The following is a 24,322-nucleotide window of genomic DNA, read 5'->3' as shown; positions in this document are numbered from 1 at the left end:
TAAGGATCATGGTGTCTCCTAGTCACGTTGAACAGCTTTAGCGGGAGAGACAATAAAGCCTAAACATGTTTTGAGCTTGGTTGCGCCAGACTCTACTGGTCGCAATGTGCAAAAACTATTTGCCCGTCAGATAGATTCTTAGCGGCTTCTTTCGCTATCAAAACTTGTTCTTGGGTAACTGTGAATTCAGAACCCGTTCCCGGCCAGTAGTACCCTTGCTCATCATGACAGAGAGTGATGACTATTGGATCAACTCCAATTTTAGGGGTATCTCCAACCTCTGTGTACATATCGAAAGTGATTTTAGAAGTAATATGGCCTCGAATCCCATTCAGCACCTTAGCTTGAACTTTATAGTAGTTATCTCCGCCATCTTGCTCCGGTCCTTCAAAACCAGTGAGTAGCACAACAGCCGAATATGGAGTCTCTTCAACAGCAGTTTGAAGCCTCTCATTTGCTACTGCTTCATATCCAATGAGAGCCATTAAGCATATTAGCCATTTCATGCTTTCAACTCTTTTAGCCGCATATACCAACAATCCTGAGGTTCGTCGCTAAGGGCAGGAAAAACCGCATACTCTTTCAACACGCCTTGTTTCTTAAACCCACATTTTTCGAGCACGCGAATACTGGCTTGATGATCGATATGAGGAGCTGTATGAACCTCCTCGACTCCGATACTTTTTAGATACTCTATGCCCAGCATACAAGCCTGAGTCGCATACCCTTTACCTTGATAATTTCTAGAAATACCAAAATGAATTTCACTGCTGCTTTTTTCAGGGATTAACACCAAGCAACCAATGGGGACTTGAGAGACAATTTCTTCGATTGCGAGTACCAAGATATTAGGGTGAGCCACTCGTACTGGCTTCGCCATCTGTTAATAGATTGCAATGTTTGAGTTGAGCTTAGATGCGCTTGTCGGTTTAGATACAAACAGGCTTTCTCATCGCCGAGGTAATTATCAAAGAGAGGCACAGCATCCGATTCTTCAATATGACGAATTGCCACGTGTTGCGCTTCAAGTTTCATTCACTTCCCTCTCAAAAACGTTTTCGGGACGTTAAAGGGCGGGCACTAAAAGTCGAACGCAAAGCCAACCCCAAACGCGCTTTCATCGAAGTTGTAATTTGAGATTGTGAGACCGTAACCCGTTTCTGCCTTCATATAACCTCTTAACCCCTGACAAACGGGGAAGTTCCAAGATGCGCGATAGAACCCCTTTTCCCAGCCTTCAGTAAAAAGATTCGATACGGTGAGTTTCAGTTTGTGATCATTTTCAGAAATCCAAGCCGCCTCTAGCTCGCCATAGCCAAGGAAATCCACAATATCTGGATTGTAATGATTGCTACCAACATCAAACCAAGTTTTAAAGCGAACAAAGCCAGACTCAAAGCGCCATTTGTTATCGAGGTAGACGCGATTCCAACTGACTTCGTCGCTGCCACCCGCACCATTGGATTGATGCTCGAAACCAAGCGAAATACGCCAAGGGTTTAAGTTCCAACGATAAAAAATAGCAGGGTTGTATTGATCGTCCCTAAAGTATGCTGAGTCATCGTACGCTTCCCAATTTGAGCGCTGGGTATAGGCGACAAATAAGCCATCATCCCCAAACACTAGGAGTTTATACTTCATGCTTATTTGGAACTGGACCAACACGTCCTTTGCGTCGTGCCCATTTGGATTGGTTGGAGCAAAGCGTGCTTGGTTTACTTTAGACTCGGTATAAAACGGTAATAAATAGTTGTCTTCATGAGCAGAAAAGCGCTTTTCTTCTGCGTAGACGTCTGCTGTAACAGCTGATAAAAACGCCGTAAATAAACCTAACTTTTTACAGTGAAACATCATCATCCTTTTGATCTGTAACTTTCTGAATTCAATATAGAAGATAATTAGCAGCTTTCCTCTAATTTGCTGAATCAATCAAAGCTTCTCTGCAACGCAGATTAGGTTGTTTGAATTTTCAGAAAACTTCTCTTCTGCCCAAGAACTGTATTTTTCGGTAATACTTAAACCCGCCTGAGCAAGAAATGCTTCAATTTCAGATAACTTTCGATATTTCAAATCAATACTTGAGTGTGTTATTGAGCCATCTTGATAGTGACGTTCTTTCTTCAAATAAAGGATTGCACTTTCAGCGTCATAACGTTCGCTCATCCCCATGTACTTCACTTCGCCTTTTTCGGGCAATTCATAGGCCTGCCACAGCGACATTTCAGCATCAATTTCTAAGTTATCGGGCGTTGGTAAACGGGTATCAAAGATGAAACGACCACCTTTGTTAAGGTGATTAGAAATCGAATTAAGGACCCCAACGAGCATCTCATCGGAGAGGAAAGCTTGGAAAGCGTTGCCCGTCATGATCGCAATGTCAAAGCATTTATCGAGAGAGAATTGAGTGGCATCCTGCTGCAAAAACGAAAGGTTATCTAATCCCTGTGCTTTATGTTTAGCATGTTTTAGCATTCCTTCGGCAATATCAATACCGACAGCATTATCGAGTTTCTTGGCGACAGGTATCGTGACAATACCCGTGCCACAACACACATCCAACAAACTTCGAGCACTCATCGTGGTGATGTGCTTTTGTATCAGAGCGATATCATCTTCGTAATGTTTATCATACTGCGCATCGTATTCCATTCCCGATGCGAACTCACTCAAGTCTTGTGTCTTCAAAAACAGTCCCTGTTTATTTAATTGATTAACTTGGCTTTCTTAACTCCAAGAGCAAGTAACGGCATACATAGCCAGCACCTGATGTGTAGCCGACGAGGTTTTCTAAAGACACCACTTCAAGCCCTGCATTTTGGCTGAACTCACGGACTTCGCTCTCAGTGTAAGCGGTATGTACAACGGTGCCACTGTAGGTATTTCTCGGTAGGTCTTTTCCATCTGGGTCGTGACATTGGAAGCTGATGAAACAGCGTCCGTCAGCATTGAGCTTATTAGCGATGCATTGCAGTAGCGACTGGGGATTGGTAAGGAATTCCGTGAAACCGAGTGCGGTAATGATGTCGAAGGTTTGATTGAAAATCGGAGAGAAAGGTTGGTCTAGGTTATGAACGCTGACGCTTTGATAGAAGTTTGTCTCGCGTGCTTTATCGACCATTTTGGATGAAATATCCAAGCCGTGAAGAGTAGCTTCTGGGTAATGCGTTTTGATTACCTCCCCGATACTGCCTGTAGCACAAGCCAAATCGAGAGCTGAGACTTGTTTGAGATCGAGTGTTTTTAACTTTTCATCTACCCAATGTGGGCCAACGTATTGGCTGTCTTTAATTAACTTCTGATAGCGCTCAGATACTTCATCATACATTTTGGCAACGTCCATAATTCCTCCTTTATCATTGAACGCTGCCAATGTAGCACGCCATATTCACTTAAACACCTATGTTATTGTAAAAGCGTGAAAAAAGTCGACATGCTACACATTGATTTAGGCCATCCAGATCCTTGCTAAAATGCCTATTGGTGTCGTAACACCTGTGGTGATTGAGCTTACCTTTCCATCTTTTAATACATAGATAGTCGGCGTCACGCTGATGCTCCATTCTTGCATAATGCTGCTTTTCGGATCGTTGATGTTGTCGAACTGGTAGTCTTTCGCCTGCATGAACTTTTGGACGCGCTCTTCCGGTCCGGATGCGCCGGATACTGCAACCACTTCATAGTAATCGCTTAACCAACTCACACTTGGGCTAACAAACTTACACGCCGGACACCAAGTTGCCCAAAAGTACACAACCACCGGTTCTTCATGACTTTTGGCAATCACATCGACAAACTCGCCATCGGCCATGATCGCACTCAGAGGCGGCGCTTGCTCTTTAGGGATGTCTTTGGTGCGGTACCAATCCATGGCGACCGAAATCACGGTCACCATGAGCACCATTTGCAACGCTTGACTAAGCCAGTATTTGAGCGACTTGCGCTTTTTTACTGTGTTCACTTAATCGTGCCTCCGCTCGCTTGTTCGATGGCTTTCACCACAACATCGTCAGTCAGAATCACTGGTAGAGGAATCCCCTCTGGCGCAGCTGGACCATAAACGATATTAAATGGCACACCAAAGCGACCATGTGCACGCAAGAAGTCGGTCACAGAGCCGTTCGGATGTGTCCAATCGCCTTTCAGCGTCGCGACGTTAGGGCTTTGCAACAGTGAGTAAACCGGATCTTGCCAGATCACACCGATCTTGTTGGCTTTACAAGTCACACACCAATCGGCAGTCACATCGACGAACACCACCCGGCCATTCTTCACGTGGTCTGCAATCGCTTCGTTTGACAGTTTTTCCCAAGCCAAATCTTCTGGCAATGGCGTCGCCCAGTGATTTGCAGTCACACTGCCTAGTACCAGACCACCAGCAATCAAAATCAACGAAACCGTGCCGGAAATCGCTAACGCTTTATTGCCATAAATACGCTTAACACTCGCCATGATAACGATGAACGCAACCAAGCCGATCAGAATGACCCAAAATACCGGCAAGTGATTCGCCATCAGTGACAATAACCAAGCACTGGTTGCCAGCATCATGATGCCAAATACGATTTTCACGACATTCATCCATTGGCCTGGTTTTGGCAGTTTCAACGCAATGCCAGGGAAAATAGCCACTAAGATCCAAGGTAGTGCCATGCCTAACGCCAATGCAGTGAAGATAGCAAACAGAGTCACTACGTCTGCACCTAGCGCAAACGCCACCGCAGTGCCAAGGAAAGGAGCTGAACAAGGCGTTGCTAACAGAGTCGCGAACATACCTTGCACGTAATGCCCAAATAGCGAGTTATCGCCCTTCGACGCTAACCAAGTGTTGGTACCTGATGACAGGCGAATTTCAAACAAACCAAGCATGTTGGCACCAAACAGTCCAGTTACCAACAGCATTAAGCCTAAGAACCAAGGGCTTTGAAATTGCACACCCCAACCGATGGCATTACCCGTTAGCTTCAGCACTAAGATAAAGCCAGCCAGTAACCAGAACGACGTCAGAATACCTAGCGAAGAAGCTACGAACTGAGTACGAATTTGACGACGTGCAACCCCTTGTGCCGCTACGATGCTGCTTAGCTTCATGCCCAATACTGGTAGCACGCAAGGCATGATGTTCAGAATCAAACCACCGAGTAACGCGAACAAGAAAATGTTCACCAGTGATGTACTTGGTAAGGCTTCAGTAATCACACCCGCTTTGGCTTGCGCGGTTTCTTGCGCCAGTAAGTTGTTGTCTTTGATTGAGACATAAACCGATTGGTTATCCAGCTCTACATCACCCAACCAAGTATTCACTAGGTAGTTGGCAGTAAGCGTATTGCCCTCTTGATGCAGCCCTTCCAATTTGAAGCTGTAATCGTTGGTTGCTTCGTCGACACCATCAACCAACACTTCTGGTTTTTGCCAACCTTGTGAGTTAGTCAGTTTGATTTGTAGCTTAGATTGGTTTGCATCCCAGTTTGCTTCTGTCACTTCAACAAATGGTGAAGCTTGAGGCACACTGCTCACCGCTTGCGCGTAAGTGAACATAACTCCTTCATCAACTTGTAGGTCGGAAGGTAGGAAAGACAGTTGAATGTGGTAATCGGTTAGTACACAAATGGTGGTACATGAAGACAGGGTCAGCGTCGCATCAATCGTCACTGGTTTGTTCATTTCTTCGACGTGCAGCGTCATTGGGAAGACTGTGTCACCTTTGTAGCCTAGCGTCTCGATACCAAGCAGCTCGTATTTCTGCGGGTACGGCCATTGCCAATCCACTTTGGTGAGGTTTTGTGATTTTTCCCAATCAATAGATGGCGCAACACCGCCCTCACCCGGCGAGCGCCAGTAAGTTTTCCAATCACCGGTCAGTTTGACATCAAGGTAACCAGTGAGTGTGTTGGTATTTGGATCTTGCTGGCCCGTTAAGACAAAGCGCGTTTGCACAGGTGGATGCTGCGGGTTGGTCAGCCATCCCGTGTCTGTCGTTTGTGCTTGGGCAATTAGCGAGAATAAGCTCAGCGCCAGCGTCATGATAAGCATCAACGCGGCTTGAGTCGTTTTTTTTCATGTGGTTCATAGTTATTCCTAGTTAAAAACAAGTGTAGAAAATCGCTGACGAAACTCGTCAGAAATCACTTGTTATTCGCGGAATACACACAGGGTGAGATGGACTCGATACTTTTGGACTATCGGTTCGGTCCATTGTCTTTTGCTAGCGAACGCACAACAGCGCCACACGACAAGCGCGAAAATGCCAACAAATAATACAACGACCAAGGTTTCCAGTTGTTGCTGAGCAAATTGAATCAGCTTTTCAGACAATTCACATTTACTCGTGTCATGCCCACTTTCTGCTTTTACGATTTTAACTTCATCGCCGACAACCGCAGAAGTCGAGCTTGCGTCATATTGCATGGCACAACTGAACATCAAGCCAGAATTTTTCATCAGACACACCACAATTACCCAGCCTATTAGCGCTAGGAGCCATTTGCCCTGTTGTCGGGACGCAGCAGATTGTAAAGTGGATGAGTGCATTCTAACTTCGATAAATGTGGAAACGCGGGAAATCATACGCAAGTTAGCATAAACCTCAAGTGGTATGATTTTTTGAACAGCGCGTTTTCGTAACTAACTGTGATAGTCTTATGACTACCGTTTCTGTAAATAATTCAACATGCTCAATAAAGTTAATCTTGCTGATATTCGCTCCTTCGTTTTGATCGCTCAACTGGGTAACTTCACCAAAGCGGCAGAAGCGCTTTCCGTCTCTCGTTCTCATGTGTCTCGCCAAATCAGTGGACTTGAAGCACAAATGGGCGTGACCTTACTAACTCGCACCACACGTACTCTGCGTTTGACCCATGCTGGTGAACGTTTTTACCAAGAGTGTGAGAAAGCTCTGCGCGATATCGACCAAGCGTTGATCGCCGCAGTCGACGACACTCAAGAAGTGCGCGGCTTGATTCGCGTAAACTGCGTGGGTGGCTATATCGGCGAGGACATCATTGCCAAATACGTCAATGAGTTCATGTTGGAATACCCGAACATTACGGTCGACCTCGACTTCTCTTCGCCACGCATTGACCTGATTGAAGATCAATTCGATGTCGCGATTCGCATGGGGGAATTGGAAGACGCAGGATTCGTCGCACGTAAACTGATGATGATTGATATGGTGACGCTGGCAAGCCCGAACTACCTCAAAACGCATGGGGAACCAGTGACGCCAAAAGATTTGGCGAAACACCGGACTCTGACTGGCTCTGTCACTCGCTGGAGTTACCGTAATGTTGCCAATCCGAAAGAACACAGTGACGTCATCGTGAAAGGTAATCTGCGTTGTAAAAACGGCCGAGCACTCGTGATGGGCGCACTACACGGTAACGGAATTATCCGTGTGCCATTAAGTTACTGCGACGAAGAGGTCAAACAAGGCCAACTGGTTAAAGTAATGCCAGAGTGGGAAATCCCTTCTGTTCCTTTGTCTGCCATTTCCATCGCGACCGTTATCAACCGAAACGCCTACGCACCTTTATCGACTTCGTTAAAGCCAAATTTGAGCAGGAGTTTTAGTGTTCGTTCTGCCCTAACCTGATCACAAAAACGCCTCCATCTGGAGGCGCTTTATCTTAGTGACTAAATTGAGTTGGGGTACTTAACTGAAAACGTAACGATTATGCTTGTGCTGGAACGCTTTCAACTTGAGTTTGTTGCTCAGCTTCTTCTTTGTTGAAGCCTTCGTGTAGATGGTAGTAACGTTGGTAAATCACGCCACTGATGGTCATCATGATGGCAGGTAGACCAATCATCATAAATTCTAGGCCCATAATGGTGCTTGCTGATTGCTCTACGTTTGGTACGTAACCCACAACAGACAGACCAACACCCACGATGAAGCCACCTGCTGCGCCTGCGAATTTCACAAGCATGGTTTGTACTGAGAAGATAACGCTCTCGCTACGACGACCTGTTTTGTGCTCGCCGTAATCCACAACATCAGCCAGCATTACAGTTTGCAGCGCGTTCGCGATACCTACACCGAATTTAATTGCCGCACCCGCCATACCAATCATTAGCGCGTTAGCTGGAGCGATGAAGCCCATCAATAGTAGAAGTACACAAGACAGGATTGGGAAGCCACAAGCGATAGGCCATAGAAGTTTACGTGGTAATAGAGAAGCGATACGAGGGAACAAGAACACACCCGCTACTTCTGCTGCGCCTGCAACCGCCATGTAAACTGGGAATAGCTCTGCGTTACCCAGTGCGTAAGAGAAGTAGTAAATCGCGAAGCCACCAACCAATAGGTTCGCAATTTGGAAAGACAGAACAGTGCCGATTAGCGCTTTAAGCTGGTCGTTTTTACCGATGATAGTCAAAACGTCTTTGAAGCTGAATTTCTCTGCTGGTTTTGCGTTAGCTGGTGCTGCTTTCTCTTTTACGTTACGAGCAATCAAGAATGCACTCATCACAAACAGAACCGCAATCAGCATCGCAACATTGAAGAAGCCGTCGCCTTGGTTGCCATTACCTAGCTCACCCACGATGTGCAGACCGTAAGTACCAGTAATGAACCATGCAAGGCTCGCGAACAGACGTGGCCATACCACCAACTTTTCACGTTCTTGGCGAGAGCTTGATAGCGCCGGAATCATTGACCAGTAAGGGATATCCATAATGGTGTACGTTAGACCCCAAAGGATGTATGCCGCTGCTGCGTAGATGTAAAGCGTAGTACCTTCAAACATGTGAGTACTGAAAAGGCCAACCAGTACTACTGCGTTTAATAACGTACCAATCACAATCCAAGGGCGGAATTTGCCGAATTTTGAGCGCGTGTTATCCACGATCACACCCATCATTGGGTCAGTAATCGCATCAATAATACGAGCGGCTAAGAAGATTGTACCAACGAAAGCAGCAGACAAGCCGGCTACGTCAGTGAAGTAGAACATTAAGAAGATGTAGATAGGTGCACAGGCAAAGTCTTTACCGAGTGCGCCAAGACCGTAGGACAGCTTGGTTTGTAGCGTAATTTTATCAGACATAATAGTTCCTTAGTGTCGTACTGCTATTCATTCCCCTAACTAGAATTCATAACGTCGACGTCTTTTATTTATATTTCGATGCTAATGCTACTCACACACTGAATGCCTTACTGTGATCAAAAACCGCTTTATGGAAACGTTTACAGACAAGTTTTCAAAATGAGACATCGAACAATATTTAGACCTATTAATGCGAGGAGTTCGTGTTATTTATGCCATTTTATCAACACTTTACGCTCATTAAGTATGAGAACGATTTCAAAACAACCAATTAAAACCAACGCAAAAAGCCGTACAAACCTGATGTCTGTACGGCGATAGAAAACCAATGAGAAACGATGAAATCGTCTAAATAGCCATGATTTTAAATAGGCAAGGTTCTAAATAGATATGGCTTAGTGAATACGTTCGAACTTCACCAACATGGCACTTTCAGCATCAAGGATTGGCATGGTTAAGCCAACCTCTTCACACCATGCGCCAGATAGCTCACAACCCGATTCAGTCCAAGGTGGTTGATAATTCACGATGTCATCGTAGTTAGACGGTTTATCCAATACCGTCACTCGATATGTCGCTTGTGGATCCAAGCCCGGTACACGCAAATGCCCACTTAAAGAGTTCGTCGGCATCGCGAGCTGAGCAATCATCACCACCGCTTCCGATTGATCGTTTGAGACAACCGCATGAATTTGATGTGCTTTATCGTCCGTTGGGATTCGCCAAGTTCTGCCGCTGTGTAGCAATGGGCGAAGCATTTTGTGCAGCTTGATGTAGCGCTCAAAGCCTTCTTTTTCTGCTTGTTCTTCTTTCACTGGGTCAAGCTCAATCCCCATATGACCGAACAGTGCCGTAAGCCCACGGAACTCGATGCTGTGACGACGGCGCGTGCTATGACAATGGCTTGCACCAATATGGCTGCCCATCACTTCTGGCGGGAAGAAGTAGCTCATACCGCGTTGAATGGTTTGACGCTCAAGTGCGTCGTTATTGTCTGAAGCCCAGAATCGATGCGTGCGTTTCAGAACCTCAAAATCAATACGACCACCACCTGCCGCACAAGATTCAATCTCCACTTTCGGGTGCTTTTCACGAACTTTATCAACTAACTGGTAGTAACGTTGGGTTTGATTGTGCGCCGCAGCCTGACCTAAGTGCGCTGGCTGAACGACTTCACGGTTCATATCCCACTTGATGTAAGCGATATTGTAAGTCGAGAGGAAATGATCCAATCGCTCAAACAGGAAGTTAAAAGCCTCATCGTTTTGCAGGTTAATCACGTATTGGTTGCGACCGGTTGGCTGATCGTAACCGTTTACAGCCAATAACCAATCAGGATGCGTACGGAACAATTCGGAATCTTTGTTGATCATCTCTGGCTCAAACCACAAGCCAAATTCCATGCCCAATTTATTTACGTGTTCCACAATCGGGTGCAAGCCATTTGGGTACTTAGCTTCACACAGGAACCAATCCCCTAGCCCTGCTTTGTCACCGTTACGCCCTTTGAACCAGCCATCATCAATGATAAAGCGTTCTACACCCATCTCTGCCGACTGAGTTGCCATCGACATGATGTATTCTGGATCGTGGTCGAAGTAGATGCCTTCCCACGTGTTGAGGTGGATTGGGCGAGGTTTTTCGGTGAAATCACTCGGCAAAATCGTTTCACGCACATGAGAGTGGAAGTGATGACTCATACCATTCAAACCACAATTACTGTGGCTCGCGTACAGCCAAGGCGTCGTAATGCTCTCACCTTCTTTTAGCGCCACTTCACCAGGCAGGTAAATAACTTCAGCCTGCATGTAACGACGGCCATCGGCTTTCACGTCTACACGCAATCTGTGGTTACCACTCCATGCGAAATGGAAGCCCCACACATCGCCATTCATTTCATCAAAGTGAGTCGTACCAGCAACAAGCGCAGGATAATGCTCATGAGAAGTACGCCCACGACGGTTTTCTTGTTGGTAGCCGCCTTGCAGCAATGGCTGGCGCACCGTCTGGAATTCATGAACCCAGCGCCCGTAATAAGTCATCAACTCATTCGCACGAGCTGGCAAAGGCAACGTATTGGCAAGACGGTTCACATGATAAACACCTGCTTTTTTGTTGGTGAGCGTATGACGCGTTCTCACCACATCGTTGCTATCAAGCTTAAGCTCGGTTTGTAAACGAAGGCCTGCGATTGCATCTTCGCTCTCAATCACAATACTGTCTTGCTGTTGTTCAATATGGGAGATGACAAACACTGGAGCCCAATCTTGACCATCGCGATGCCCTTCCACACCAGGGCTGCTGAAAACGCCACGACCAAGCTCTGGGTGTAGAGTCATGGATACATCGCTGTCCAAACGGCCGTATGGCACGGGACGATGTAAAGCCATGCGGAAACCACTAAGGTCACCACTTACTTTTTGTCCCCAATGCAGAATCTCTGCATATTCGCCCAACTCTACAATCAATTGAGTTTGCTGACCGGTTAGCTCAATCAGTGTTTTGTCCGTCATCTTGTCTTACCTTGAAACTGGAAATTACGCTGCATCATAATGAAAAAAACAAAAGAATCTGTGAGCCACACCAAAATCATGGAAACGTTTACAGTTAATTTTTCAAACTTGTGCCACCGCCCGCTACGCCTTATTCCTTCTTATATTACGCTACGATCAGCTCCAAAAACCTCAGATTCTTTGGTAACTGAGTTCTTTAAAGCACGGCACGCAAACTCGAATACTCATCTGATTTATAAAGAATTTTTCGTTATTTAATTCATTGCCTTACAACAATAAAATCATCAATAAGGTTACAGAGCGCTCAGTTGAACTCCTCACCTCTTGAAGTGGTTAACCGACAACCGTATTCTTGAGGCTTCGAGATTCTTTATGAAGTGTCTCTCTTGGGTCCTAACTCAAAATCCCAGTTTGACGATACCGCAAATGCTCGTGTGCAGTGCGCCCGCGAATCACTTGTTGTATATGCTTCCTTGTCTCACATGCCCAGTTGATTTCAATTGGGCTCTCTTTCCTCTTCTTCCTAACAACTTCCTTTTTTTAGAAAAAATCATTTTAAATCAGCACCTTAAATAAAACAACCTTCCATCTACCAACTCAAACATCGTCCAAATAAAGTAAACGATTCCAACTAACGCGGTCAGAAATTAATCTAAAACCGCGCTTAAAACCTCGATTTAAGAGATCGCAATCACACAAAATAGTAATAAACCCCTCATTACGACAAAAATGCCAACCTCATCATGAAAACGTTTCCAGAGTTTATTTACACTGCGCAGCGAGTTAGGACTCAAACCAATAAAAAATAAATCCATAAAAATAGAATGGAGACACTTCATGAAACAAAAGACGCTTGTAAGAGCGCTTGGGTTAACCCTCGCCCTAGCACCGCTTGCTGGTATGGCTGCAGTGGAGAACATCACTTACTTCGGCTACGCCAAGTGGGGCAACATTTACACCGATAACGATGAACACAATGGTGGCAAAGGCGAACGCAACGATGTGATTCGTGCTGGTCAAGGTTACGGTAACTACCGTTTGGGTAACGAACTGAACTGGTGGGAAGCGGGCCTCAAAGCCGACGTTTGGCAGCAAGGCGACGCGTACTTTGATACCACACTTTACCTTGGTAGTGGCGAAAGCTGGGGTGACGTAAGCTTGATCCAAATGTGGTCGGCAGGTCATGGTCTGTTTGAAGGCCAAGCGGATGCCACCGTTTGGGCGGGCGAACGTTTTTACCGCCGTCATGAAGTGCACATGATCGACATTAAATACTGGGACACATCGAGCACAGGTATCGGTATTGAAAACTGGGATCTTGGCTTTGCTAAAGGTCACATCGCATGGATGGCGCCAAACTCTAGCGCAGATGGCCGCAGCTTACACAACATTGACGCACGTTTAAGCGGCATTGAACTGAGCGACAGCGCAGATCTTACGGTCGGTTTGAACTACGTGTTCACGCAAAACTCTAGTTATGACGAAAGTGACATCACCACTTCTGGCGCCATGCTTTCTGCTCTTTACCGTCAAGCTTGGAACTATGGTTCAAACACATTCGCTTTCCAATACGGTACAGATGCGCTTGCGGGCGGTTTAATGAGTGCTGAAGGCGGCTCAAACCGTAAATACAACACAGGCGTTGAGCACGATGGTTACAGCTGGCGTATTTTCAACTCTGGCGACCTTAACGTGAATGAAGATTTCCAAGTGATGTACTCCATCGCATACCAAGACAAAAACCTGGATAACAACGAAGGTGAGAAATGGTTCAGCGTGGGTGCTCGCCCTCAATACAGCTGGACAGAATACATGGCAACCGCACTTGAAGTTGGCTACGAATCAGTAGAAGCACAAAACGGCGCTGGCACCAACGACATGTACAAAGTGACGGTGGCACAAATGTTCCAAGCAGGCAAAGGCGTTTGGGCTCGCCCATCACTGCGCTTGTTCGCAACCTACTCAGAGAAAACCGATGAGTGGAACCGTGGCGGCGAAGTCTACGGCCATGCTCGCAGCACTGGTGGACAAAACGTCGACGAAATCACCTTCGGCTTTAACGTCGAAACATGGTGGTAATCCAAACCCGCTACTATTTATGAACCCAACGGGGTGAGTAATACGCTCACCCCACAAAGGACAACGCAGATGAAACTAAAACCGCTAGCAACTCTATTCATGGCTATGTCTCTTGGCGCGTGCAGTGGATTACCAGAGCAAACCTTTAATACTGATTTGAGCCAACCACAATGTTGCTCAACGTTAGATGCTTTGCCTCTGACCGCCCTATCGATTCCTTTCCACCAGCAGGTGGCTATAGATGCAAATCTGCCAAGTGTTAGCAGTGCGGTTTTACTTTCTTCAGATTCTGCTTCATCCAAACCGCTCCCAGTAATGAGCTACCAAATCACTTCTGACGCGCCATTCTCGCTACTTGTTCGCTCTTATGTTGATAACAATGCGCTATTTGCTGCGAACATTCTTATTTATGACACGAAATGGCAGCTTCTAACCGATTACTCGGCGAAAGACTTTAACTACCACACAACGGGTATGCGCGGCTTAGAACGTGTTGAACAAGTGATCACGGTGAACCCACAACTTAATGGCGCGCAATATGTGGTCATCGCTTCAGACTCGACACTGCTTGGCACCAAATTGACTCGTAAGCACCCAGAAGAAGTTTACGCAGAAACACAAAACGTCATTGGCAGTAAACAGCTTCCGCTCACTGCTCAGTTCCAACCTTTTGGCGTTATTGATGTTACGGCGAGTGCCTCCGACAACAACGCGGTATTAACGCTTTTGGCGGAATTGGGCACACAAACCAAGGACACCGCAAAAGCAGAGTTAACCCCTGCCTCATCGCCTGAAGCACAAGATGAATGGACGTTGTACCAATCTCAAATCGATGCAGCGCTCAAAGACAACGACGTAAAACAAGCTGCGGCGATTGCCAACCAAGCAGCTGAGCAAGGCTTTACCCAAGCAAAAGATTATCTCGTGAAGCAATTAGCAAAATAACGCTTCACAACAAGACCAAAGACACTCTCGCTACGGGCTCAAACTCCGTAGCGAAACAAGATTAGAAACAAAAAGTTAAGTAGGAAAACCATGAAGGCATTTTCAGAAATTCTCCAAAGACGCGACTGGGAAAACCCGCAATCAGTGAACATTCACTGTCTTAAGGCTCACAGCCCTCTTTCCAGTTTCCGCGATATTGACCATGCCCGCGACGGTATTCAAGCCCAGCGTCAATCGCTGAACGGACAATGGAAATTCAAACTGTTTGATGCGCCAGAGCAAGTTGACGGCGAGTTCATCGAGTCACAATTCAATGACAAAGACTGGGATGAGATTACTGTCCCTTCAAACTGGCAAATGCAAGGTTACGACAAGCCTATCTACGCCAACGTGAAATACCCATTCGAAGTAAACCCGCCGTTTGTACCAAGAGATAACCCAACGGGTTGCTACCGCACTACCGTGTCACTTTCAGCAGAAGATTTAGCCAATACGCAGCGCATTATCTTTGATGGCGTGAACTCGGCTTTCCATCTTTGGTGTAACGGTACTTGGGTTGGCTACAGTCAAGACAGCCGCCTACCTTCTGAATTCGACCTAACGCCTTACCTTGTTGCAGGTGACAACAGCCTTGCCGTCATGGTGATTCGTTGGAGTGATGGCAGCTACCTAGAAGACCAAGATATGTGGTGGCTAAGTGGTATCTTCCGCGACGTGACTCTACTTTCTAAACCACAACACTGCATTGAAGATGTGTTCATCACACCGGATTTAGACGCGTGTTACCGCGATGGTTCACTGTCGGTTGTGACTTCGATTTCTGCGCCAGACACCTACCAAGTTCAAGTGCAGCTGTTTAACGGTGAACAAGCTGTGACAGAACCTCGCATCGACCGCCCACACAACCGTCGCATTGACGAACGTGGCACATGGAATGACGTGGTATTCCAAACATTGCACGTACGCGAGCCAAAGAAATGGACGGCGGAAACACCGAACCTTTACCGCTTAGTCGTTTCATTGTTGGATGAAAATGGCACGCACTTAGAAAGCGAAGCATACCCTGTGGGCTTCCGTAAAGTCGAAATCACCGATGGCCAATTGAAGCTAAACGGTAAGCCCTTGTTGATCCGCGGCGTGAACCGTCACGAACATCACCCCGAGCTTGGTCATGTGATGACGGAAGAAGACATGATCCGTGACATCTGCTTGATGAAGCAATACAACTTCAACGCGGTACGCACAGCGCACTACCCGAACCACCCTCGTTGGTATGAACTGTGTGACCAATACGGCTTGTACGTGTGCGATGAGGCGAACATCGAAACTCATGGCATGCAGCCAATGAACCGCCTATCGAGCGACCCGCAATGGGCGCATGCTTACATGAGCCGCTACACCCAAATGGTAATGCGCGATAAGAACCACCCTTCGATCATCATCTGGTCTTTAGGTAACGAATCCGGTCACGGCAGCAACCACAATGCCATGTACGCTTGGTCTAAAAACTACGATCCTTCTCGCCCAGTGCAGTACGAAGGTGGCGGTTCAAACACCACGGCAACCGACATCATTGCGCCAATGTACGCGCGTGTGAATACGGTCATCGAAGACGAAGCCGTGCCTAAATGGGCAATCAAGAAATGGGTGTCGTTACCAAACGAAACACGTCCTTTGATCTTGTGTGAATACGCACACGCGATGGGCAACAGTCTGGGTAGCTTTAATGACTACTGGGATGCGTTCCGCGATTACCCTCGCCTACAAGGTGGCTTTATTTGGGATTGGGTCGATCAAGGCTTGAGCCAATGGGATGAAAACGGCCAACACTTCTGGGCTTACGGCGGCGACTTTGGTGATGAAATCAATGACCGTCAGTTCTGCATCAATGGTTTGATCTTCCCAGATCGCACGATTCATCCAACGTTGGAAGAAGCAAAATACTGCCAACGCATGATCACCGTATCACTGCAAAAGCAAACCAACGATGCATGTACGCTATTGGTGACTAACGAGAACTTGTTCCGCGCGACCGATAACGAGCAATTGAACTGGTCTCTGTTGCAAGATGGCAAAGTCATCCAAACCGGTTCATTGGCGCTTAACGTAGAAGCGGACAGCCAAGCAAGTATTGAGATTGCCCTTAACTTCACGCCAAAAGCGGAAGCGCAATATCACTTAAATACCGACATTACTCTGATTGCTGCAACGCCTTGGGCTGACGCAGAACACGTCGTCGCTTCTGAGCAAATGTCACTACGCAATACAGCAGGCCTTGCTCTGCCAACATTGGAAACGCAACCAGCACCAATGCTAACGCAGCAAGACAACGCCGTTTTGGTGTCTAGCTTGGATGAAAAACATCAATGGCGTTGGGATAGCCAAACTGGCTTGATGACCGATTGGCGTGTCGATGGCGAGGCACAAATGCTCGCGGCACCACAAGATAACTTCTTCCGTGCGCCACTGGATAACGACATCGGTGTGAGCGAAATCGACAACGTCGATCCAAACGCTTGGATGTGTCGTTGGGACATGGCGGGTATCGGCCAGTGGGAACGCCAATGCGTCGCTTGCCACAGTGAAACTCTGGCGCATGCAGTGAAAGTGACTTCGACGTTCGCTTACCACTTTAATGGTGAAGTACAGGCGATCACGACTTGGACACACACACTAAGCAATAACGGTGAGATGGCATTAGCTGTCGACGTGAAATTGGCTGATGATTTACCACCAATGCCACGTATCGGTTTGGAACTTGAACTGCCATTGAACGAGCAAAACGCGCCGATCACATGGCAAGGCTTAGGTCCATTTGAAAACTACCCTGACCGTTTGGCAGCAGCGCGCTTCGGCCAGCACACACAAACACTCGAGCAGATGCACACGCCATACATTTTCCCAACCGACAGCGGTCTGCGCTGTGGTACGCAATGGCTGAAAGTGAATGAGTTAGAAATCACGGGTGACTTCCAGTTCAGTGTGAGTCAGTACGCTCAGCAACACTTAGCAGCAGCGAAACACACCAATGATTTGGTCGCAGAAGAGAAGATTTACGTGCGCCTAGACCATAAACACATGGGCGTTGGCGGTGATGACTCTTGGAGCCCAAGTGTGCACAAGGAATTCCAGTTAACGGACAATCAATACGCTTACAAAGTGACGTTTAAACCCGCTCAGTAATCGATTGATACCCTAAACAAAAAACACGTCAGTGTGGCTTAATCCCCAAGTTTCGGCTTGGGGATTTTTTATTCAAGCTAGGTTCGATTTGCTTTAAAAGCTTGATACACCGCCACTATTCTCAATTGGGTGTTTGAGTTCATCCGCTGTGCATTGTTAAATGAAGCAAATTTCAGATCCTGAGTTCCCTATGGCTACCATCAAAGACGTCGCAAAAGAAGCTGGCGTATCCATTGCAACCGCGTCTCGCGTCATCAATAACGCACCTCACACCAGTGAATCCGCGATTGTCGCCGTCAAAGAAGCAATGACGAAACTAGGCTACCGCCCGAACGCCAATGCGCGCGCACTGGTCAGTAAATCGTCCAACGCGATCGGGGTATTGGTGAACGACGTTTCTGCGCCCTTTTTTGGCACCATGGTCAAAGCCATCGACACCATTGCCAGTGAACAAGAGAAACAGCTTCTTATTGGCAGCGGCTATCATGATGCCGTGAAAGAGCGCAACGCAATCAACTTGCTGATCAACAGCCGCTGTGAATCTTTGGTCGTGCACAGCAAAGGCATGACGGATTCCGAGTTAACCACGCTTGCCAATGAAATTCCGGGCATGGTGCTGATCAACCGTATCGTGCCAGACATCGCTTCACGCTGTATTGCTTTGGATAACCGCAAAGGCTCTTACATTGCCACTGAGCATTTGATTCGCAATGGACACGAACACATCGGTTATATCTGCTCAGGTCATGATATTGAAGATGCAAGAGATCGTCGCGACGGTTACCTTGATGCTTTGCGAGATAACGGCATCAAGATTCGTGAAGAATACATCGAGTACGGCGAGCCAGATGAAACCGGCGGCGAGCAAGCTATGGTTAACCTGATGGCGAAGAACACCCCCATCACTGCTGTTGCTACCTACAACGACTACATGGCTGCGGGCTGCATGACCTTGCTACAAGAAAATGGCATCCGTATTCCTGAAGACATGTCAGTGATTGGATTCGATGATGGTCATATCGCGCGCTACATTTACCCTCGTCTCACGACCATTCGCTACCCAATTCAAGTGATGGCCAACGAGGCGGTAAAGCTCTCACTTCAGTTGGTCAATAATGAAGAGACAGAGCGTACTGAACACAAATTGTTCATGCCAATTTTGGTCAGACGCTCTTCCGTTGGCAGTATCAAATAAAGCTCAAACCAGTCTCCGAGACTGGTTTTTCCATCTAAACAGGTTAGAAGCTTGTAAAACATCCCCGCAAAAACAAGCGTCTAAGAAGAAAAAGAGTTATTCTTAGTTATTAAAAGTACGAAATAATAACTGAATGAGCACTCAACCTAATTCACGTCAACTGATCTCCTGTGAGGAGTGCGGCTTGGTCGTTCGTATCCCTGATATTGAACAAGGTCAAAAAGCCCAATGTCCTCGCTGTGAGCATTCGCTAACCAAAGTCAATGCCAAGCCGTATCAAAGCGTTATCGCTGTTTCGGTTGCGTGTCTGATCATGTTGGTTTTGAGCATCTCTTTCCCGTTTATGTCGTTTAGCGTTCAAGGTTTATCCCAAGAGATCACCTTAATGCACGCGGCGAAGATGTTGGCGGAATTTCATAACGCGCTACTCGGTGCGTTGCTGCTCGCGACTGTGGTCGTGTTGCCCGCTATCTATGTTGGTTTGATCCTCTTTCTTCACCTTGAAGCCCTAAAATCACTCAAGCTCCCATTAGGGAAAAAACAAATCCGCATGGCGAAAACGCTTTGTCGACTCTTATTCCGAGTCGAGCCTTGGCTGATGGTTGATGTATTTTTGATTGGCGTTTTGGTGAGCTTGATTAAGATTGCCTCGCTGGCAGAAATCGGCATGGGCAGCTCATTCTGGGCATTCTGTGTGTACACCGTGCTGGTGGTGAAGTGCATTTCGATGGTCGACAAGAGTTGGCTATGGGGACACTTCATTCCTGCGATTGAATTACCAAACGTGAAAGAAGGTGACACACACCATAACGAAAACCACATCGGTTGCCACACATGTCATCAACTCAATCCAATTGAAGATAAAAAGCACCAAAAGTGTCTTCGTTGTGATAGCCCAGTGCACAGATACAACCCAAAAGATAACATGCAGAAAGCTTGGGCTTTACTGTTTGCAGCGGTCATTTTCTACATTCCTGCCAATTTATATCCAATGATGTATACCGTGAGCCTTGGTCATTCCGAAGGTTCCACCATCATGGAGGGTGTGGTTCTCCTGTGGCAGCTGGGTTCTTACCCTATTGCAGCGGTTATCTTCTTCGCTAGTGTGTTTATCCCTATGGCCAAAATGCTGGCATTGGCGTGGCTTTACTACAACGCTCAAAAAGCACAGTACTTACCACCGGAAGAAAGCATTTCCCGTTTAAAGGTCTATCGAATTACAGAATTTATCGGTCGTTGGTCAATGATTGATATTTTTGTTGTCGCGATTTTGGTTGCGCTCGTACAGTTGCAAAACCTAATGGCGATTTACCCCGGTCCAGCTGCACTCTCATTTGCTGCAGTGGTCATACTAACCATGCTCTCTGCAATGATTTTTGACTCGCGTTTGTTGTGGCAATTACCACAAAACGAAGCGCAGGAGCCAATGAACAATAACTTAACTGAGAAAGCCAAATATGAGTGATGAGAACAACGCAACCGCTCAAATAAAACCTCAAAAGCAGGTCTCTGCGATTTGGATCATCCCGATCCTTGCGCTAGCGATGGGAGCGTGGATGCTGTTCCAATACATCAACAGCACAGGACCAGAGATCACGTTAAAACTTCCTACAGCGGAAGGCATTGAAGTCGGCAAAACCGAAATCAAAGCTCTGAACGTAAAGGTGGGCGTTATCACTGACGTCAAACTTAGCGAAGACTATGACCATATCATTGCTACCGCACAAATGAACAAAGACGCCGATCGCATGCTGCGTGAGGACTCTATGTTCTGGGTGGTGAAACCACGTATTGGTCGCGAAGGTGTATCTGGCTTAGAAACATTACTATCTGGCGCTTATATTCAATTGCAACCGGGGAACTCCAAGGTAGAAAAAGAGCACTTTGATGTGCTTGACGTTCCACCCGTTGCCTCTCCCGATGCAGAAGGCCTGCGTATCGTTTTAACTCACCGTGAAGCCGGAAAACTTGGTGTTGGCGATCCCGTTATCTACAAAGGTTTTACCGTAGGCCGAGTGGAAACAACCAGCTTTGATGTCGAAACTCGTCGTGCGCTATACCAACTGTTTATTTTCAAACCATATGACAGCTTAGTGCGCACCAAAACCCACTTTTGGCTAACATCTGGCGTTGACTTGCAGTTGAACGCGGAAGGCTTTGAGGTGAAATTTGGTTCGTTAGAAAGCCTAATCACAGGCGGGGTCACTTTTGATACTGTGCCTGGTTTAGGTGCTGGATATAAAGTCACTGAGGACATGCTGCACTTCCGTCTTTTCGATGATGTGAAGCAAGTACGCGAAGGCATGTACGACGAATACATCCAATTTGTGATGATGTTTGAAGAATCAGTTCGTGGCCTAAAACGCAAAGCACCTGTGGAATATCGTGGTCTTCGTATCGGTACGGTAATGAAAGTACCGATGCGTATGCCAACACCTGAAGAAGATTTCTCAGCGAAGAAAATCCCAGTACTTGTGCGTATTGAGCTCGGTCGCGTTTATGAAAACCTACCGTCTAGCCAACTGCCAAGGTTCAAAGAGAAGCTTAAAGAAGAGTTTGCTAAGGGGCTCCGTGGCACACTGAAAACCGGTAACTTGTTGACCGGTGCGTTGTACATCGACACTGACTTCTACCCAGATGAAGAGCCGTATGTGCCAAGCAAGTTTGAAGACTATGATGTATTCCCAACGAAGCAAGGTGGTTTCGCCCAAGTTCAACGCCAAGTCAATGACTTCCTAACTAAGCTGAACAGTTTGCCGATGGAAGACACGTTGAACTCACTGAATAAGACACTGAAGAACTCAGAAAAAACACTGGCTTCGGCAGAACGCGTAGCGAATAGCGTGGATCGTCTCCTTAACCAAGAAGACACTAAAGCAATTCCAGCGGATATTCGTAAGAGCTTGGAGCAGTTACAAAAAACGTTGGATGGCTATGGCCCGAACTCCACTATGTACAGTGAAATGGAGTCAACGTTGAAAGAACTAGAGCAAGTGATGACTGAGTTTAAACCGGTTCTCAAGCAGTTGAATGAAAAACCAAACTCGTTGGTATTCGGTGAAGATGAAGTCAACGATCCAACCCCAGTTAGAGGGCAAAAATAATGAAACGCAGACTTTTATTGATCTCTGCCCTTTTGGCAGGTTGTAGCAGTGCACCTGAAGACTCTGGTGCTTTGTATGTCTTACCGGAAGCAAGTTCTGCTAAGGTAAGTGACACCGCGATTGCTCAGCGTCCACAGCTGGTGGTTCGCCCTGTAGAACTTGCTAGCTACCTTGCTGACAGCGGTATCGTATATCGAACCTCTGAAACAAAAATCGTTCAAGCGAAACACAATCAGTGGGCGCACAATATCTCTGAGCAAATAACACAACGCATTATTGACGAGCTGCGCAGCAAGCAAAGCCAATACTGGCCGGTTGAAGTAAATAACCTGCTTGACCAAAGTGGTGAGAGCAAACTTTTACTTTCACTGAGCAAGTTTAATGGTAGCTATCAAGGCAACGCTGAAATTGAAGGTGAATGGTTGATTGTTGATGAAAATGGCAAAGTGAAAAATAGCGCACCAGTCAAAATCAACATGCCTTTGCAAGATGATGGCTATGACGCACTTGTTGATGCGCTGTCAGTGGGTTTGAACAACCTAACAGACCAAATCGCAGCCCAACTATAATCCCCCCTCCTCGCCCATTCAGTTCTCTGAGTGGGCGATTTTAATTCTCCTCTCCCTTTATTCTGAATTTTCACGCAAACCTCACTCCTCTCAAGTTCGTCACCTCACTAGCTTGATCTTGCATGACTTTGAATTCCCTCATTCCATGCCCTACGCTAGTTTTATGCAACCTATCAAACACATCGAAAATACGGACGTTGAGATGGCTAAGATGACCTTACCTTTTATCGCTATTACCTCTTTACTTGCTGCGGCTCCGAACGCAGTCGCAGAAGAAATGCAACCATCACAAAGCAGTTGGCAGCATAGTGTTGAAATCTACATGCAGGCTCTGAATATTAATGGCGACTCTACTATGGGGAATTTCTCAACGGACCTCGATGTTGATCCTAAATTCATCATGGATCACTTGGATATTGGCGCAATGGCAAGGCTTGAAGGGGTGTACAACGAAAAATGGGGCTACTACCTCGATTACAGTTTTATGAACTTAAATAGCGGTGCAAATAACTTATCTGGCCTTCTTCCTAATGTCAGCTATCGCGCGGACTTAGACGTACGACAAGGCGTGTTAGAGGCAAAGGCGTTCCAGCGCAGAGCATACTCGTTTGGTATGATTGATTACATGTTTGGCTTACGTTGGTGGGATAACGACATCAAAGGTAAAGTTTATCGGAATGACAATCGCATTCTCGTCGATAGACTCAATATCAAAGAAGACTGGGTTGATTTCCTAATGGGCGTCCGTTGGCTGAATGACCTTAACGAGGATTGGCGCTTTCACGCAAGCATGGACGCTGGCTTAGGTGCCGACACCAACTTCACCTACGCGACTCAAATTGGCTTGCGTTATCACATGAATACATGGTCAGACATCAACCTCGCCTACAAATCCACTTGGATAGATTATGTGAATGAAGGAACCTTTGAGTACGACACCGCATCACATGGCTTCTTAATCGGTCTTGGGCTTTACTTCTAAGTACTTTGTGGGGCGAAGCGTTTCGGCACTTTACGCCACACTCTCCTAAGCTAATAAGAACAAGAGCTATTAGGAACCACCGAGATGAATAAATCGGAAGTTATCTGGCCAGATTATTACCACCCCAAACATGCCCAGATTCATGTTCGTAGCCAAATTGAAATCCCAGAGCCTCCTGAAGTCGTTTGGCAACATTTAGTACGAGCGCCAGAATGGCCGGCATGGCGACGTGCAAAAACCATGGTTCAAATCCTTAATGGCGACAACACCTTATGTAAAAACACTATGTTTCGTTGGAAGGCCTCTGGATTTGAAGTGAAGTGTACCGTCGTAGAGTATTTACAGAACCAACGCTTAGCATGGAAGGGGAAAAAAGGAAGTATCGATATTTACCATGCTTGGGTGCTAGAACCGACGAAGCACGGTTGCTGTATTATTACAGAGAGCACCCAGCGCGTTGGAATCACGTGGTTAACGAAGTACTTTGCGCCAAGGCGGTTAAGGAAGTATCACCTCAGATGGTTGGAAGAACTATGCCGTCAATCTCATGGTCATTGCGAAAAATAGCGCGATGGCCTTTCAAACCCAATGCTCAATAAATGCACTCGGCCTGATCTCAATCATATTTGAGACACACCGCTTAAGATACCCTTAGCGAAAATTAGAAATTCCAATCCTATGGCCTATAGGCCAAGAGAAAGGCGTTAAATT

At 46.6% G+C, this 24,322-nt stretch carries 18 protein-coding genes and 2 pseudogenes; 10 read left to right on the top strand and 10 right to left on the bottom strand.

Translation table 11 applies throughout. The annotated features are described in order from the left end of the window. Positions 1-92 precede the first annotated feature (92 nt). The 8 genes and pseudogenes from KHO06_RS06620 to KHO06_RS06585 form a co-directional block, all read right to left on the bottom strand. On the bottom strand, positions 93-506 hold the full coding sequence (locus KHO06_RS06620; RefSeq protein WP_050910843.1) for a hypothetical protein: 414 nt from the start codon (positions 504-506) through the stop codon (positions 93-95). Continuing rightward, a pseudogene (locus KHO06_RS06615) lies at positions 503-1,035 on the bottom strand (GNAT family protein). Before KHO06_RS06615 ends, KHO06_RS06620 begins: the two are co-directional and overlap by 4 nt. A gap of 45 nt (positions 1,036-1,080) precedes the next feature. Then, positions 1,081-1,851 (bottom strand): phospholipase A, encoded by a 771-nt coding sequence (locus KHO06_RS06610; protein ID WP_212582448.1) that lies wholly within the window; start codon positions 1,849-1,851, stop codon positions 1,081-1,083. Positions 1,852-1,929: 78 nt separating this feature from the next. Continuing rightward, positions 1,930-2,685: a class I SAM-dependent methyltransferase gene (locus KHO06_RS06605; protein ID WP_212582272.1), complete on the bottom strand. Its 756-nt coding sequence runs from the start codon at positions 2,683-2,685 to the stop codon at positions 1,930-1,932. A gap of 25 nt (positions 2,686-2,710) precedes the next feature. Beyond that, entirely contained in the window at positions 2,711-3,340 is a 630-nt protein-coding gene (locus KHO06_RS06600; protein ID WP_038889908.1) for a class I SAM-dependent methyltransferase, read from the bottom strand. 105 nt (positions 3,341-3,445) lie between these two features. Beyond that, positions 3,446-3,958 carry a protein disulfide oxidoreductase gene (locus KHO06_RS06595; protein WP_038889907.1) on the bottom strand — a complete coding sequence of 171 codons (513 nt, stop codon included), beginning with the start codon at positions 3,956-3,958 and terminating at the stop codon, positions 3,446-3,448. Beyond that, the gene (locus KHO06_RS06590; protein WP_212582271.1) at positions 3,955-6,030 is read right to left on the bottom strand and encodes a protein-disulfide reductase DsbD domain-containing protein; all 2,076 of its coding nucleotides are present in this window, start codon (positions 6,028-6,030) and stop codon (positions 3,955-3,957) included. Before KHO06_RS06590 ends, KHO06_RS06595 begins: the two co-directional genes overlap by 4 nt. Positions 6,031-6,129: 99 nt before the next feature. Further along, on the bottom strand, positions 6,130-6,528 hold the full coding sequence (locus KHO06_RS06585; RefSeq protein WP_005431160.1) for a hypothetical protein: 399 nt from the start codon (positions 6,526-6,528) through the stop codon (positions 6,130-6,132). Between the two features lie 139 nt (positions 6,529-6,667). Between KHO06_RS06585 and KHO06_RS06580 the strand changes: the two are divergent. Next, positions 6,668-7,566: pseudogene (locus KHO06_RS06580) on the top strand (LysR family transcriptional regulator). Between the two features lie 101 nt (positions 7,567-7,667). On the opposite strand, the gene melB reads toward KHO06_RS06580, so the two are convergent. Continuing rightward, entirely contained in the window at positions 7,668-9,041 is a 1,374-nt protein-coding gene (gene melB / locus KHO06_RS06575; protein WP_005438913.1) for a melibiose:sodium transporter MelB, read from the bottom strand. A gap of 395 nt (positions 9,042-9,436) precedes the next feature. Continuing rightward, complete coding sequence (locus KHO06_RS06570; protein WP_212582270.1) at positions 9,437-11,554, bottom strand: alpha-galactosidase; 2,118 nt, start codon at positions 11,552-11,554, stop codon at positions 9,437-9,439. Positions 11,555-12,391: 837 nt separating this feature from the next. Between KHO06_RS06570 and KHO06_RS06565 the strand changes: the two genes are divergently transcribed. From KHO06_RS06565 to KHO06_RS06525, 9 genes are all read left to right on the top strand, one after another. Beyond that, positions 12,392-13,633 (top strand): carbohydrate porin, encoded by a 1,242-nt coding sequence (locus tag KHO06_RS06565; protein ID WP_005438917.1) that lies wholly within the window; start codon positions 12,392-12,394, stop codon positions 13,631-13,633. 69 nt (positions 13,634-13,702) lie between these two features. Beyond that, entirely contained in the window at positions 13,703-14,578 is an 876-nt protein-coding gene (locus KHO06_RS06560) for a MalM family protein (protein WP_212582269.1), read from the top strand. Between the two features lie 90 nt (positions 14,579-14,668). Continuing rightward, positions 14,669-17,761 carry a beta-galactosidase gene (locus KHO06_RS06555; RefSeq protein WP_212582268.1) on the top strand — a complete coding sequence of 1,031 codons (3,093 nt, stop codon included), beginning with the start codon at positions 14,669-14,671 and terminating at the stop codon, positions 17,759-17,761. A 190-nt stretch (positions 17,762-17,951) separates the two neighbouring features. Beyond that, positions 17,952-18,956 (top strand): substrate-binding domain-containing protein, encoded by a 1,005-nt coding sequence (locus KHO06_RS06550; RefSeq protein ID WP_212582447.1) that lies wholly within the window; start codon positions 17,952-17,954, stop codon positions 18,954-18,956. 133 nt (positions 18,957-19,089) lie between these two features. Next, positions 19,090-20,421, top strand: a complete 1,332-nt coding sequence (locus KHO06_RS06545) for a paraquat-inducible protein A (RefSeq protein WP_212582267.1) — start codon at positions 19,090-19,092, stop codon at positions 20,419-20,421. After that, positions 20,414-22,060: an intermembrane transport protein PqiB gene (pqiB, locus tag KHO06_RS06540; RefSeq protein ID WP_212582266.1), complete on the top strand. Its 1,647-nt coding sequence runs from the start codon at positions 20,414-20,416 to the stop codon at positions 22,058-22,060. Before KHO06_RS06545 ends, pqiB begins: the two co-directional genes overlap by 8 nt. Beyond that, positions 22,060-22,629, top strand: coding sequence for an ABC-type transport auxiliary lipoprotein family protein (locus KHO06_RS06535; protein WP_005431055.1), 570 nt, complete (start codon positions 22,060-22,062; stop codon positions 22,627-22,629). Before pqiB ends, KHO06_RS06535 begins: the two co-directional genes overlap by 1 nt. 202 nt (positions 22,630-22,831) lie before the next feature. Continuing rightward, the gene (locus KHO06_RS06530; RefSeq protein WP_212582265.1) at positions 22,832-23,611 is read left to right on the top strand and encodes a hypothetical protein; all 780 of its coding nucleotides are present in this window, start codon (positions 22,832-22,834) and stop codon (positions 23,609-23,611) included. Between the two features lie 84 nt (positions 23,612-23,695). After that, complete coding sequence (locus KHO06_RS06525; RefSeq protein ID WP_212582264.1) at positions 23,696-24,178, top strand: SRPBCC domain-containing protein; 483 nt, start codon at positions 23,696-23,698, stop codon at positions 24,176-24,178. The last annotated feature ends 144 nt before the right edge of the window (positions 24,179-24,322 follow it).

It is taken from the genome of Vibrio sp. B1FIG11 (assembly GCF_905175335.1).
GTDB classification, from domain to species: Bacteria; Pseudomonadota; Gammaproteobacteria; order Enterobacterales; family Vibrionaceae; genus Vibrio; species Vibrio campbellii.
This window is presented reverse-complemented; position numbering and strand designations above follow the sequence as displayed.

Excerpts from the sequence above, each read along its gene's own strand:
- KHO06_RS06550 (WP_212582447.1), top strand. The coding sequence starts at position 17,952 with ATGGCTACCATCAAAGACGTCGCAAAAGAAGCTGGCGTATCCATTGCA.
- KHO06_RS06555 (WP_212582268.1), top strand. The coding sequence starts at position 14,669 with ATGAAGGCATTTTCAGAAATTCTCCAAAGACGCGACTGGGAAAACCCG.
- KHO06_RS06565 (WP_005438917.1), top strand. The coding sequence starts at position 12,392 with ATGAAACAAAAGACGCTTGTAAGAGCGCTTGGGTTAACCCTCGCCCTA.
- KHO06_RS06610 (WP_212582448.1), bottom strand. The coding sequence starts at position 1,851 with ATGTTTCACTGTAAAAAGTTAGGTTTATTTACGGCGTTTTTATCAGCT.
- pqiB (WP_212582266.1), top strand. The coding sequence starts at position 20,414 with ATGAGTGATGAGAACAACGCAACCGCTCAAATAAAACCTCAAAAGCAG.
- KHO06_RS06545 (WP_212582267.1), top strand. The coding sequence starts at position 19,090 with ATGAGCACTCAACCTAATTCACGTCAACTGATCTCCTGTGAGGAGTGC.
- KHO06_RS06525 (WP_212582264.1), top strand. The coding sequence starts at position 23,696 with ATGAATAAATCGGAAGTTATCTGGCCAGATTATTACCACCCCAAACAT.
- melB (WP_005438913.1), bottom strand. The coding sequence starts at position 9,041 with ATGTCTGATAAAATTACGCTACAAACCAAGCTGTCCTACGGTCTTGGC.
- KHO06_RS06600 (WP_038889908.1), bottom strand. The coding sequence starts at position 3,340 with ATGGACGTTGCCAAAATGTATGATGAAGTATCTGAGCGCTATCAGAAG.
- KHO06_RS06570 (WP_212582270.1), bottom strand. The coding sequence starts at position 11,554 with ATGACGGACAAAACACTGATTGAGCTAACCGGTCAGCAAACTCAATTG.
- KHO06_RS06535 (WP_005431055.1), top strand. The coding sequence starts at position 22,060 with ATGAAACGCAGACTTTTATTGATCTCTGCCCTTTTGGCAGGTTGTAGC.
- KHO06_RS06585 (WP_005431160.1), bottom strand. The coding sequence starts at position 6,528 with ATGCACTCATCCACTTTACAATCTGCTGCGTCCCGACAACAGGGCAAA.
- KHO06_RS06530 (WP_212582265.1), top strand. The coding sequence starts at position 22,832 with ATGGCTAAGATGACCTTACCTTTTATCGCTATTACCTCTTTACTTGCT.
- KHO06_RS06620 (WP_050910843.1), bottom strand. The coding sequence starts at position 506 with ATGAAATGGCTAATATGCTTAATGGCTCTCATTGGATATGAAGCAGTA.
- KHO06_RS06560 (WP_212582269.1), top strand. The coding sequence starts at position 13,703 with ATGAAACTAAAACCGCTAGCAACTCTATTCATGGCTATGTCTCTTGGC.
- KHO06_RS06590 (WP_212582271.1), bottom strand. The coding sequence starts at position 6,030 with ATGCTTATCATGACGCTGGCGCTGAGCTTATTCTCGCTAATTGCCCAA.